Source organism: Niveibacterium sp. (assembly GCF_041909475.1).
GTDB lineage: Bacteria > Pseudomonadota > Gammaproteobacteria > Burkholderiales > Rhodocyclaceae > Niveibacterium.
This window is the reverse complement of sequence record NZ_JAYRDJ010000001.1, coordinates 152,145-164,994: the sequence shown is the minus strand read 5'-3', so window position 1 is coordinate 164,994 and position 12,850 is coordinate 152,145. Positions and strand designations below refer to the sequence as shown.

Annotated in this window: 12 protein-coding genes; 3 read left to right on the top strand and 9 right to left on the bottom strand. The window is 64.2% G+C overall.

Annotated elements, in window-relative coordinates; genetic code table 11:
- Window positions 1-6: 6 nt before the first annotated feature.
- A complete protein-coding gene (locus ACE3P0_RS00735) occupies window positions 7-2,112 on the top strand; it encodes an FUSC family membrane protein (protein WP_374398856.1) in 2,106 nt (701 codons plus the stop codon).
- On the opposite strand, the gene ACE3P0_RS00730 is transcribed toward ACE3P0_RS00735, so the two are convergent.
- From ACE3P0_RS00730 to ACE3P0_RS00715, 4 genes are all read right to left on the bottom strand, one after another.
- Complete coding sequence (locus ACE3P0_RS00730) at window positions 2,113-2,895, bottom strand: hypothetical protein (protein ID WP_374398854.1); 783 nt, start codon at window positions 2,893-2,895, stop codon at window positions 2,113-2,115.
- A 13-nt stretch (window positions 2,896-2,908) separates the two neighbouring features.
- The gene (locus tag ACE3P0_RS00725; RefSeq protein WP_172198506.1) at window positions 2,909-3,556 is read right to left on the bottom strand and encodes a TetR/AcrR family transcriptional regulator; all 648 of its coding nucleotides are present in this window, start codon (window positions 3,554-3,556) and stop codon (window positions 2,909-2,911) included.
- Window positions 3,557-3,670: 114 nt separating this feature from the next.
- A complete protein-coding gene (locus ACE3P0_RS00720) occupies window positions 3,671-4,897 on the bottom strand; it encodes a patatin-like phospholipase family protein (RefSeq protein ID WP_374398852.1) in 1,227 nt (408 codons plus the stop codon).
- 186 nt (window positions 4,898-5,083) lie between these two features.
- Window positions 5,084-5,527: a phasin family protein gene (locus ACE3P0_RS00715; RefSeq protein ID WP_172198499.1), complete on the bottom strand. Its 444-nt coding sequence runs from the start codon at window positions 5,525-5,527 to the stop codon at window positions 5,084-5,086.
- 336 nt (window positions 5,528-5,863) lie between these two features.
- On the opposite strand from ACE3P0_RS00715, the gene ACE3P0_RS00710 reads away from it, so the two are divergent.
- Window positions 5,864-7,867 carry an SDR family oxidoreductase gene (locus ACE3P0_RS00710; RefSeq protein WP_374398850.1) on the top strand — a complete coding sequence of 668 codons (2,004 nt, stop codon included), beginning with the start codon at window positions 5,864-5,866 and terminating at the stop codon, window positions 7,865-7,867.
- Window positions 7,868-7,931: 64 nt separating this feature from the next.
- Here the strand turns inward: ACE3P0_RS00710 and ACE3P0_RS00705 are convergent, their stop codons facing one another.
- On the bottom strand, window positions 7,932-8,834 hold the full coding sequence (locus ACE3P0_RS00705; protein ID WP_374398848.1) for an esterase/lipase family protein: 903 nt from the start codon (window positions 8,832-8,834) through the stop codon (window positions 7,932-7,934).
- A gap of 112 nt (window positions 8,835-8,946) precedes the next feature.
- Between ACE3P0_RS00705 and ACE3P0_RS00700 the strand changes: the two genes are divergently transcribed.
- Complete coding sequence (locus ACE3P0_RS00700; protein WP_374398846.1) at window positions 8,947-9,660, top strand: hypothetical protein; 714 nt, start codon at window positions 8,947-8,949, stop codon at window positions 9,658-9,660.
- A gap of 45 nt (window positions 9,661-9,705) precedes the next feature.
- On the opposite strand, the gene ACE3P0_RS00695 is transcribed toward ACE3P0_RS00700, so the two are convergent.
- From ACE3P0_RS00695 to ACE3P0_RS00680, 4 genes are all read right to left on the bottom strand, one after another.
- Complete coding sequence (locus tag ACE3P0_RS00695) at window positions 9,706-10,890, bottom strand: acetyl-CoA C-acyltransferase family protein (RefSeq protein WP_374398844.1); 1,185 nt, start codon at window positions 10,888-10,890, stop codon at window positions 9,706-9,708.
- Window positions 10,891-10,917: 27 nt separating this feature from the next.
- Window positions 10,918-11,844 (bottom strand): CobD/CbiB family protein, encoded by a 927-nt coding sequence (locus ACE3P0_RS00690; protein ID WP_374398842.1) that lies wholly within the window; start codon window positions 11,842-11,844, stop codon window positions 10,918-10,920.
- A 139-nt stretch (window positions 11,845-11,983) separates the two neighbouring features.
- A complete protein-coding gene (locus ACE3P0_RS00685; protein WP_374398840.1) occupies window positions 11,984-12,589 on the bottom strand; it encodes a CoA pyrophosphatase in 606 nt (201 codons plus the stop codon).
- An 18-nt stretch (window positions 12,590-12,607) separates the two neighbouring features.
- Entirely contained in the window at window positions 12,608-12,802 is a 195-nt protein-coding gene (locus ACE3P0_RS00680) for a YjfB family protein (protein ID WP_374398838.1), read from the bottom strand.
- Window positions 12,803-12,850 lie beyond the last annotated feature (48 nt).

Sequence of the window (12,850 nt, the reverse complement as noted above, 5' to 3'; positions counted from 1 at the left end):
AAAACCATGCCGCAGCTCCCACGCCTGCTCTTCACCCACACGATCTACAACGGTATCGGTTGTGCAGCCGGCGTTCTGCTGGTGGCACTGTGCGGCTACATGGCGGGCGGCTTCACGCTGGCAGCGGTGCTGTCCAGCGGTGCGATGGCAGTCAGCATTGCAGACGTGCCAGCGCCAGAAGGCCATAAGCTGCGGCAACTGCTGCCGGCGTGGCTGGGGACTTCCCTGGTCACGCTGCTGGTCAGTGCCAGCCACACGAATGCCGTGCTGCTCGGGCTGGAGATCACCGTAGTCGGCTTCGTCGCCGGTCTGCTCAGCGCATGGGGTCGCCTCCTGCTGCCGATGGGCTTCAGCCTCGTACTGGCAACCGTGTTCGCCATGGCATTCCCGCTGCCGCCCGGCACTTCACCGTGGGGTCACGCGGTTCTGTTCATGCTCGGCGGGCTCGCCTATCTGGTGTGGGGCTGGAGCCTGTCGATCGCGCTGGCGGTACGGACTCGCCAGCAGGTGCTGGCCGACGCGCTCGACGCCTTCTCGCGCTACCTGCGGCACAAGGCGCGCTACTACGACCCCGCCAGCTCCCTTGATGCGGTGTACCTCGATCTGATCCGCGAGCACGCCGCGCTCGCCGAGAAGCTGCAGGCCGCGCGGGACTTCTGCTTCTACCGTATCCGCCCAGGTCGCCGTGCCGAACTCGCACGGGTGCTCTACGCCTTGCTCGACGCCTACGAGCACGCGCTGGCTTCGCAGACCGACCGCGAGCTGATGCGCGCACGCTATGGCGACAGCGCAGTCATGCGCGAAATGGGCCAGCGTGTCGTGGAAGCGGCGGACGACATCGAAGCCGTAGCAGGGGCGATCGTGCGTGCGCGGCCGGTGCCGGTATTGCCCGATCGCAGCCAAGCCTGCGCCGCAACGCAGGCAGCCGCCTACGCGCTCGCCGAGCCTGATCTCGCGGTGCCGGAGCACGCCCGCGCCGCCGCCCTCTTGCGCGGCCTCGCCGCAAAGCTGTTTCACTCGCTGCACAGCGCACGCACGCTGATCGAGGCCGCGCGCCAGCGCAGCGAGGGTTCGCCGCTACCGAGCGAGCGCGAACTGCGCGCTTTCGTATCGGTGCGAAAGATCCGAATCGCGGTGCTGCGCCGACACCTCAACACCGATTCACCGGTTCTGCGCTACGCACTGCGCCTGGCGATGGCCATGCTCACTGGCTTCGTACTGGCGCGCAATCTGCCTTATGCGGCGCATGGACACTGGATCCTGCTCACCACCGCAGTGGTGTTGCGGCCAAGCTTCAGCCAGACACGCCAGCGCCACAACGACCGCGTCATCGGCAACCTCATCGGTTGCGTGATCGCGGGCCTGCTCTTGCATGTCATCCACAGCCCGCTTGGCATCCTGCCGCTGCTGTTCCTGTCGATTGCGATCGCGCACGCCTTCGTCACCGTGCAGTACCGCGTCACCTCGATTGCCGCTTGCGTGATGGGCCTGCTGCAGCTTCAGCTGCTGGTGCCGAATTCACCGTTTGTGCTGACCGAACGTGTGATCGACACGATCATCGGCGCGCTGATCGCGCTCGGTTTTGCCTTCGTGCTGCCGGCCTGGGAGCGCCGCAGCCTGCCGCAGCTGATGAAGCGCGTGCGCGAAACGGCGGCGAACTATGCCGACGCGGCGCTCGATCCGCAGCTCGGGCCCTTGGCCTACCGCCTCGCGCGAAAGCAGGCCCAGGACGCGCTCGCCGCGCTCAGCCAGGCCACCGCGCGCATGCTCGACGAACCGGCCAGCCACCAGACAGCGCTGCCGCCGCTGCACGGCACCGTGTCGTCTGCCTATCTGCTCGGCGCGCAACTGGCTTCGGTGCGCTTCATGCTCGACCAGCGCACTACGGATTTCGACCCACCGCGGCGTGATGCGCTGCTGATGGAAGGCCGCCGCGAGCTGGCGCGTATTCTTGCCCAGCCCGCCGCGCACGACGCGCCGCCGCACGATCCGGTGGCGGTTGATTCGAGCCCGGACGACATGCGGGAGCTGGATGTACATATCCTGCTGCAACGCAGGCTCGCCGCCGCGCGGGAGGATGCGCAGCGGCTGGCTGGCTTCGCTGCCGCCTGATCAGTCTTCCAGTTCGGCCTTGGCAGCCTCGACGTCGAGCCGCTCCATCGCCTCGACCGCTTCGCACGCAGCCGCCTCGGAGTAAAGATCCTCCGCCCGCTTCATCTTGCTCTTGCCAAAGAGCATGACGAGGCCATTGGCCATCTCCATGCGGGCAATCGCGGAGAACGGAATCAGCTCAAGCGCGGTCTCGAAATGTTCGACGGCGTTGTCCTTCTTGGCGCCATAGGTCAGGTTGCCGACCAGCGAACCAACCTTGTCGATGACTTCGGCCTGGAAGGCACCGAGCGCGATATGCGCCTCCGCGTGATCCGGCTCGAGCTCAAGCGTCTTCTCGAGGCTGGCGCGGATCTTCCCGCCAAGGCCCTTGGCCAGCGCTTCGCCGACCGAGATCAGCTGGCTGTAGCGACCCAGCGCGTAAGCATGGAAGTACCAAGCGTTAGCGGCCTCAGGCATGGCTTTTTGCTGAAGCTCGGCGCGATCGATGATCTGCTGGAACAGCTCGCTCTTCTCGTCGTCGTCATCAACGAGATAGGTGGCGTAGATCATCGCGGCCTTGTTGGCGGCAGAGATGCCGGCGCCGCCCGCCTTGAGGCCCAGTTCAACCGCCTTGGCGAAATCGCCAGCGTGGTAGGCACGCCAGGCGTCCTGTACCTCGGCGGATTCCGGCCAGGGCTCGCGGTCGCCCTGATGCAGGCGGGCCCAGTTCTTCTTCAGGGCATCGCCTGCGTAGCTGTACTGTTTTTCGGGATGCGGAAACTTGCGCCAGCCTTGCGTACTCATGGTGGTCTCCTCCTCAGTTTTTCAGGTACTCGCGCGACAGGGCCTCGAAATGCTCGCGCGACAGCCCCCTTAGATACGGCGCCACCAGAGCCATCACCTGGTAGGCGCCGCGTGTAAATCCTGCCCCTTCGATCTTTCCGCGCGGATCACGCGCGTACTCAAAACTCAGCCAGAAGGTCGAAAGCACGACCATGTTCACGGCAAGCGTCTGGATCTCGGCCTTGGTGGCCTCCATCTCGCCATTGCTGACGAGGCCCTCGCACAAGGCTGCGGCGGTACGGCCCTTGTGGGCGAGGATCGCGCGCAAGTGGGTTTCGAGCAGTCGGTTGCGCGACAGCAGATCGGCCAGGTCGCGATAGAGAAAGCGGTACTTCCAGATCAGCTCGAACAGCAGGTGCAGGAAGAGCCAGATGTCCTCCACCGTGCTGCGGCCGCCCGCCGGTGCGGCAAGCGTTGCAGTGATCTCGCGCTCGAACTGGCCGAAGAGTTCTTCGAGCAGTTCATCCTTGCTATGGAAGTGGTAGTAGAGGTTGCCCGGCGAGATATCGAGCTCGTCAGCGATCGTGGTGGTGCTGACGTTGTGCTCACCGAAGTCGTTGAAGAGCCGCAGGCTGGCCTCAAGAATCCGCTCGCGAGTGCGCCGTTTCGGCTTGCGCTCCATACCCCTCCTCCCCCAAGTCAGGAACCCAAGCGTATCACCGCGCCATCGGCGCTGCGTTTGCGTGACAACAAAAGGCCGCGGTCAAGCCGCGGCCTCGCGATGTGCGAATGGTGCTCAAACCTTCTTCGCCTTGAGCCAGGCATCCAGTTCGTCGAGCGTGTGCCGCAGCGTCACCGTGACACGCGCCAGCCCCCGCACCGGCTCGAGCGAAGGTAGCTTGTCGTCGAGCAAGCTGCGATGCGGGTCGCGCAATACCTCGGTGCGCAGCCGGATGCCGTGCCGGGCGAGAATCGGACGCAGCATGTGGCGCCGCCGCCAAAGGTCGCGCCGCGTCATCTGATATGCGTGTTCGCACAGTGTGTGGCGATCGCGATAGCTGAAGACGTTAGTGAAGAACATCGCGGCGTCATCCGCATGCGGCTCGAACAGCAGCACATCGGCATCCGGATACTGGTGCTGGTAGCGGTCCATGCCGGTACGCATTCGCGAATGGATGATGGCGCGGAAGGTCTGCGACAACACCACCGGAAGGCCACCTTCGACCAGTTTATGGCGCTCCTTGCCACCGCGCTTTTCAGCCAGCTGCGCATCGAACGGCACCAGCGGGTTGATGCACAACACCAGCTTCGCGCCATGCTTGAGGGCGACCGAGGCATGCAGCGTCTTGATCAGCGCGCCGTCCACGAAATAGCGGCCACGCACCCGCACCGGCGGGAACAGGCCTGGCAGTGCCGAGCTTGCCTGCACCGCACGGGAGATTGGCACGTCTTCCCAACCCTCGGCACCGAAGGGCACCGATTCGCCCGAATCGAGATCGGTCGCGACAAGGAAAAGCAGGTTCCGCAGCTTGCGAAAGTCATTCGTGCGACCGGGCGCGCGGAACAGTTGCGCGAGAAAGCGCCCGATGCCGGCGTTGTTGAAAACGCCCGTGGGCAATGCGCGGCCGAGTCGCGCGAAGGATTCGTAGAGACCGCGATCGAACGGGTCGGCGAGAAACTGCTTGAGCGACTTCCAAAGCAACGGCGGTACGCTGCTCGCGCGATTCCAGTACTCGCGGAAGGCGGGCTTGAGCAGCAGCTCCGGATCGAAGATCTCCTCGCTCTTGCCGTTATCGATCAGCATGTGCGTCAAGCGTGCAGGCGAGATGCCGTTGGCCAGCGCCGCAGCGATGAAGCTGCCAGAGCTGACCCCCACGTAGATATCCGCCGCGTTGAAATCCAGGCCTTCCATCGACTCGGCCAGCGCGGCAATCGCGCCCACCTCGTAGATGCCGCCCAGCGGCCCGCCTCCGGCCAGGGCGATGCCAATCTTGCTGGTCGTCGCGTTGTTATCGGCGTTCATGTTGTCCCCTCCGCCTTGTTGCCGCAGCCGATGTGCGCAGGCTTGCTGCGCAAACACGGCTGCAAGCGTGACGAGGCCGTGGCTCCATCCAGGCAGCCACGGCCTCGGCCGGATCCGGCGACGACACTGCCGTCACCGGACTTCCGGCAGGAGCCGCGCCAGCTGCGGCTCCGAAACTGACCCGGATTACTCGGCAGCCTTGGCGGCGGCGCGGCGACGTGCCGGTTTTTCTTCGCCAGCGACTTCAACGGCCTCGGCTTCTTCGGTGAGCTTCTGAACCAGCGCGGTCAGTTCGGCAACCCGCTTGGTCAGCTTGTCGATGTCCTTCTTGGTCGGCACGCCGAGGCTCGACAGTGCGCGCGAGACGCGCTCTTCGAACACGTTCTCGAGCTTGTCCCAAGCGCCGGCCATCTTGCCCGCCGCGTCGGCGATCTTCGCGTCGGCTTCCTTCTTGGTGCGAGCCTGGATGACTTCGCCTTCCTTCACGAGTGCTTCAAATACCTTGTTGCCCTCTTCCTGCGCTTTTGCGAAGGCGCCAAGGCCGGCCAACCAGATCTGGCTGGCGGAATCCTTGATGGTTTGCGCGAGTTGGCTATCAGCACCGGAGAGCGACTTGAGTTTCTTGACCATGGTGAACTCCTTCTGGATCGGTTTGCCTGTCATGCCGCCCCTTGAGTCCGAAGGCTTGTGTTGAGCGGCCAGTTCTTGTTACGGGTTCCAGTGTAGGGAGTCGCTCTAGAGGGCACACACTAATCCCCTAGGGTGGGCAGTCTAAAAACCGAGCAGCCGATCCGCATAAACAGGGTGTCGCCCCCCGAAAGCGCGGATCAGTTGATCCAGATCCGACAACCATGTCCAGACAGTGAAGTCTTGCGCTTGCACCTTCACGCGCCTCGGTTAGCATCACGAAATTCCGGCCCTCGGGGGATGGCCGGCAGAAGAATTCTGAAAACAGCGGAGGGAAACATGAATTACTTCATCACCGGCGCGACCGGCTTCATCGGACGCCGACTGGTCCGCAAGCTGCTCGAGCGCCCGGAAGGCACGATTTTCTTCCTCGCACGCAAGGAAGAAGCGGAGCTGATCGAAACCTTGCGTAGCGAATACTGGTCTGCCGGCGGCGACCGGGTCGTGGCGGTCTTCGGTGACCTGCGCGAAGACGGCCTCGGTGTCACGAAAACCGACCTGCGCAAGCTCAAGAACAAGATCACGCATTTCTTCCACCTCGCCGCGATCTACGACCTGAAGGCAAGCGCCGAGATCCAGCAGAAGGTGAACGTCGAAGGCACCCGCCGCGTCGTGCAATTCGCCGAGGCGCTCGGCGCCAAGCACTTTCACCTGTTCAGCTCGATCGCCTCCGCGGGGATGTTCGAGGGGCTCTTCCGCGAAGACATGTTCGAAGAGGCCGAGGGGCTCGATCACCCCTACTTCTCGACCAAGCACGAGTCCGAGCGCATCGTGCGCGAGGAATGCAAGGTGCCGTTCCGCATCTACCGCCCGGGCATCGTGGTGGGCGATTCGCGCACCGGCGAAATGGACAAGATCGACGGCCCGTACTACTTCTTCAAGCTGATCCAGCGCCTGCGCAACCTGCTGCCGCCCTGGATGCCAGCGGTCGGGCTCGAAGGCGGCCGTATCAACATCGTGCCGGTGAACTTCATCGTCGACGCGGTGGATCACATTTCCCACGCCAAGGGTGAGGACGGCAAGTGCTTCCACCTTGTCGATCCCACGCCCTACCGTGTTGGCGACATCCTCAACATCTTCGCGCGTGCGGGCCATGCGCCACAGATGTCGATCCGCATCAACGCGGCGCTGTTCTATTTCATCCCGAAGGGCATCCGCAAGGCGATCCTGTCGCTCACGCCGGTCAAACGCGTGATCAACGCCGTGATGAAGGATCTTGGTCTGCCCGACGAAGTATTCACCTTCGTCAATTACCCGACCCGCTTCGACGCGCGTGAAACGCAGCGCGTACTGCGCGGCAGCGGCATCGAAGTGCCGCGCCTCGAAGATTACGCATGGCGTCTGTGGGATTACTGGGAGCGCCACCTCGACCCGGATCTGTTCGTCGACCGCACGCTGCGCGGCAATGTGAAGAACAAGGTCGTGCTGGTCACCGGCGGCTCGTCGGGCATCGGCAAAGCCACCGCCTACAAGCTTACAGAAGCCGGCGCGACCACCGCGATCTGCGGTCGTGATGTCGAGAAACTGGAAGAAACCCGCAAGGAATTCCAGGCAGCCGGGCTAACGGTGCACACCTACCAGGCGGACGTGTCCGACGAGAAGTCCTGTGCCGATCTCGTCGCCGCGCTGAACGAGCAATTCGGCGGCGTCGACATCCTCGTCAACAACGCGGGCCGTTCGATCCGCCGCGCGATCGAGAACAGCTTCGATCGCTTCCATGACTTCGAACGCACGATGCAGACCAACTACTTCGGTGCGCTGCGGATCACGATGGGCGTGCTGCCGAAGATGATCGAAAAACGCCGTGGCCACGTAATCAACATCTCTTCGATCGGCGTGCTGACGAATGCGCCGCGCTTCTCGGCCTACGTTGCGTCGAAGTCGGCACTCGATTCGTGGACTCGTTGCGCAGCATCGGAATTCGCCGACCGCGGCATCGAGTTCACCACGATCAACATGCCGCTGGTGCGCACGCCGATGATCGCGCCGACCGAGATGTACAAGGATGTGCCGACGCTGGCACCGGAGGACGCGGCCGATCTGGTGATCGAAGCGATCATCCACAAGCCGGTGCGAATCGCGACCCGCCTCGGCATCTTTGGTCAGGTCATCCACGCACTGCTGCCGAAAGCCGCGCAGGCGATCATGAACACAACTTTCCGCATGTTCCCGGATTCCACCGCGGCTCAGGGCGGCACCGGCAGCGGTGAAAAGAAGTCGCTGTCGAGCCCCACGGCGGATCAAGTGGCGTTCAGCCAGTTGATGCGTGGCATCCACTTCTGAGCTTGGTACGATCAAGCAAAACGGCCACCGCAAGGTGGCCGTTTTCATTTGCAGCCAGCGCTGCTCAAACGCCCGCCAGCTCCCGCAGCACATGATTGATGACGCGCCGGGAATACGTCATATGGATGTGGCCGACGCCAGCCATCGCCACGTTTCGCGCGCCGGTCACGCCACACGGCCCTTGCGGCATGATGAAGTTGTCGTGAGCGCTGTAGATCGACACCAGCGGCACGGCAATCGAGCCCGGCAGTTCGCGGAGGAAGGAACTACCCGGCAACATCTCCTGCGCGCAGACCCCCACGCCGAGCCGTGCAATTTCGGTGCCGTGATGTGGCGTCCCAAGGGTTATGACAGCCCTGACGGCACCATCGCCGAAGCGCGCAACGTAGTGTCGCGCGACCAGCCCACCCATTGAATGCCCGATCAGGATCACACGCTCGGCACCGGATTCCAGCAAGGCTTCGTCAATGCGACGCGCCAGTTGCTTTGCAAAGCTGGCAATGCTCGCGCCAGCCGGTTCCAGGTTAACCGTGAGTACCGGCCAACCGGCCCGGCGCAAGGCCGCATGCAGGCGCACCCAGGTACCGCGGTTGCAACGGTAGCCGTGAATCAACACGATGGGCGTACGCGCCTGCCTGCGACCTTCGATTCGATCATGTGGAATCCAGCGGCGTTCGAATGGCATGAAAACCACCGACGTCAGCACGAAGGCCACGACTTCCTTGAACACCAGCTTCAGCGTCGCCAGCGGACTAAGCCTTAGCCCCTCGGGCGGCGCGGCGCCCCATAAGATCGAGCAGACGAAGGTGACGCCGATGATCAACGTACGCACGGCCAGCATGCCACCCAACAGCAGACCGGGAACACTCAAGTAGCCCCAGCCCCAGAACGCCATGCCGTAGACGGCAATACCCAGCCAGATGAGGACTTCAACCAACAGCGCAAAACGAAGCTGCAACGCAATCATTCGGGCGAAACCCCAAGCGGGAGGAGAACACCCGCATGGTACCTTCCTCGCGTGCCCGCCGATTAGGGCTTCCGCCCTACAGCGGCGAAAGGCCATTGCTATCATTCATGGCATGGACGGCGACAAACACGACATCTCCGAACGCCTCATCCAGCACATGACCGCCGCCAGTGCGCTGCGCGCGCGCGAGCAAGACGACGAGGCCTGGCGGCACGACCGACATGCGCTGCGTGCCTGGCAAGCTGAACGGCTCGCCCACACGCACGCCGATCTGCTGCAGAGCGAACGCTACCGACCCGCGGCGGAGTTCTTCCTGAACGAACTCTACGGGCCCAAGGATTTCGCCGAGCGCGACGCTGCGCTGGCCCGCGTGCAACCGATGCTGTCGCGCTTTCTGCCGCGTTCGGCGCTCGAAACGATCTGCCGCGCCGTCGAACTCGACGCCTTGTCGGAAACGCTCGACGCTGCGATGGTCGACGCCCTGCGTGCTGGCGCACCAGGGGCGGCAATCGAGGACGAAACCTACGCCGCGGCCTATCGCAAGGTTGGCCGCCGTGCCGAGCGTGATCGCCAGATCGCGCTGATCCGCGATGTGGGCGAAGCGCTGGACGAACTGACGCATCACCCGATGATCCGCGGCATGCTGCGTCTGATGGGCGGGCCGGCCCGCGCGGTGGGCCTCGGCGCGCTGCATACCTTCCTTGTGCGCGGATTTGAGGCCTTCGCACACATGGATGGCGCGGGGCATTTCCTCGACTGCATCATCGAGCGCGAACAGGCTTTGTCAGACCAGTTCTTCGACGGGGCGGCGAAACGCAGCCGGTAAACGAAAACACCCCGCCGCCGCGGGGTGTCGCGCACGCAGATCGCGTCAGAGGCGCTCGATCACACCAGCGATGCCCTGACCGCCACCGATGCACATCGTGATCAAGCCGTAGCGCTTGCCGGTGCGGATCAGTTCGTAGATCGCCTTGACGGTCAGGATCGCGCCGGTCGCACCGATCGGATGCCCCAACGCGACTGCACCGCCGTTGACGTTCACCTTTGCCGGATCGAGCCCGAGGCCGCGGGTGACGCACAGCGCCTGCGCCGCAAACGCTTCATTCGACTCAACTACGTCCAGATCAGCGGCCGACAACCCCGCGCGTTTAAGCGCGAGCTCGACGGCCGGAATCGGGCCGGAGCCCATCAGCGCCGGATCAACGCCGGCATGCCCGTACGAAACCAGCCGCGCAAGCGGCTTCAGGCCCGCGCGCGCCGCCGCCTCGGCCTCCATCATCACCAGCGCCGCGGCGCCGTCGTTGATGCCGGAGGCGTTGCCCGCCGTCACCGAGCCATCCTTCTTGAACACCGCCTTGAGCCTCGCCATGCCTTCAAGCGTGACGTCGCGCCGGAAGTGCTCATCGGTGTCAAAGAAGGTCGAACCTTTCTTCGACACCAGTTCGATCGGCAGGATCTGGTCGCGGAAGTGACCCGCGTCGGTCGCGGCGGCGGCGCGACGATGCGACTCGACGGCAAATGCGTCTTGATCCTCGCGCGAGATGCCGAATTTCTCGGCAACGTTCTCCGCGGTAATGCCCATGTGGGTTGCCTCGAAGGGGTCCGTCAGCGCCCCGACCATCATGTCGAGCACCTTGGCGTCGCCCATCCGAGCACCCCAGCGGGCAGCCGGCATCAGGTAGCCACCGCGGCTCATGACCTCAGCACCACCGGCGATCGCGACGTCGCAGTCGCCAAGCTGGATGGCGTTTGCCGCGCTGACCACCGCCTGGAAGCCGGAACCGCAAAGGCGGTTGAGCGTGAGCGACACGCTTTCCTTCGGTACGCCACCGTTGATCGTGGCAACACGCGACAGGTACATGTCCTTCGGCTCGGTGTGCACCACGTTGCCGAACACCACATGCCCCACCTGCGCCGGGTCAACCTTGGCACGGACAATTGCCTCGCGCAGCACTCGCGCGGCGAGCTCAGTCGGCGCGAAATCCTTCAGCGTGCCGCCGTAGGTTCCGATTGGCGTGCGTACGCCACTGACGAATACAACTTCCCGCTTCCCCATTTCGATTTCCCCCCGGAAATGAACGCATCAACCCCCAGCCCAGCCCGCGATCCCGACCAGCAGGATCACGACCAGGAACAAAACCAGCGTGCGCCGGATCAGGCCCACCGCGCTGTACATGAAATCCACGTCCGCATCGTCGCCCGTGCCAAGTTCCGGCCGTTCGACGACTTCCCCTGCGGTGTGGATCGGGTTGCCAAGCCGCACGCCGATTGCGCCGGCTCCGGCGGCCAGCAGCACGCCCTCAACCTTGTCGTGCCACAGCGCGGCCTGCGTGCGCCAGCAGTAGATGGCGTCCTCGAAGTCACCCATGATCGAAAACGCCACGGCGGTAATCCGCGCCGGCAGCCAATCCATCAGCTCGAAGGCGCGGCGCGCGAAGCGCCCGAACTCGGTGAAGCCCGGCTCACGCCCCTCGGCCCACAGGTAGGCAAAGCGCTCCGAAAGCCGATACAGCACCACGCCACTCGGCCCCGGAAACAGCAGGAACATCGGGAACAGCGCGAACACCTGACGGTGCCCGACGATCAGCCCCTTCTCGATCGCCAGCCGGGCAACCTCGGAAGGCGGCGTGCGGTCGTGGCGACCACCACGCCAGTCCGCCAGCAGGCTTCGGGCCCGCTCGGTATCCTGCGCACGCAGCGAGGCGTGGATTCGACCGTAGAAGTGACTGTGCTGGCGATAGCCCATGCCGAAATACAGCACGACCACGTTAAAGACGATCGCGGCAATCGGCTGCACGAAGAACAGTGCGGCGTAGATCAGCGCGCTGGCGACGGTGGGGACCAGCACCGCGATACACCAGGCAATCGTGCCGTGGCGCGCCTGACCGTCGTTGAGACGGTCTTCGAGCAGATGGGCGAGTGCCTCGACCGGCTCCTCGACGAAACGGCGCCAAGGCAGGGGGCGAAGCTGTTCCAGCAGGATGGCAACAAGGAGCGAAAGCAGCGTCATGTGGGGTATTTGAGCGCGGTGGAGCCCGCATCCGGGCGGACTTCTTAGTGCACCGCAAGATACCACATCCGCCCAGCCCGATTGACTTCAAAGCCTTGCCTGACGCGGCTCGGCAACAATCTGCCGAGGCAGGGCCAGGTCAGCCTTCGAGCACCTCGACGAGGTTGCGGATGATGCCCGCGGTGGCGCCCCAGACGTAGTAGTCGCCCCAAGGCATCGCCCAGTACTGCCGCATGCGGCCGCGCCAGAAGACCTCATGGCGTTGGTGATTGGCGCGATTGAGGAAGAAGCCGAGCGGCACCTCGAAGACTTCTGCGACCTCGAACGGGTCAGGTGACAAGGTCAACGGCGGGCGAATCGTTGCAACCAGCGGCGTAATGCGAAAGCCGGTACTGGTGTCGAACTCAGGCAGTTCGCCCAGCAACTCGATCACATCGGGCTGCAAACCCGTTTCCTCTGCGGTTTCGCGCAAGGCTGCATCGGTGGGCGAGGCATCGCTGGCCTCGATCCGCCCGCCGGGAAAGCTGATCTGACCGGGGTGGTGGTGCAGATGCGCGGTGCGCCGCGTCAGCAGCACCTGCAGGCCGTATTCGCGCTGCACCAGCAGCACCAGTACGGCCGCAGCCATCAGTTGCGCATCGAACGCGCTCGATGGCGGCCGCGGCGCAGAAGCGAGCCGCGCGCGGATCAGTTCTACATCGAAGCGCAAATCGCGATCCGGCTTGTCTGCGCTATCTCGCCGCATACGCAAGCCGGGCGGGGATCAAGCGTAGGTGTTGACGAGCGCTCCGGGTTGCCCGGCTTGCACGGCCGGCGGCTGCGGCAGAGCCTGCACCAGTTGCAGCGCAGACTGGCCTTGCATTTCCAGACTCTTCTTCAACACGGCCACCTGTGCCGCACCCTTGACGGTGCCGAGCGCCTGCTCCGACACCGTTGCCGAAATACCTGCCGTATCCATGTCCTGCCTCCTGCTGGGGCAACAACGCCCATACCCCGGTTAACGGCA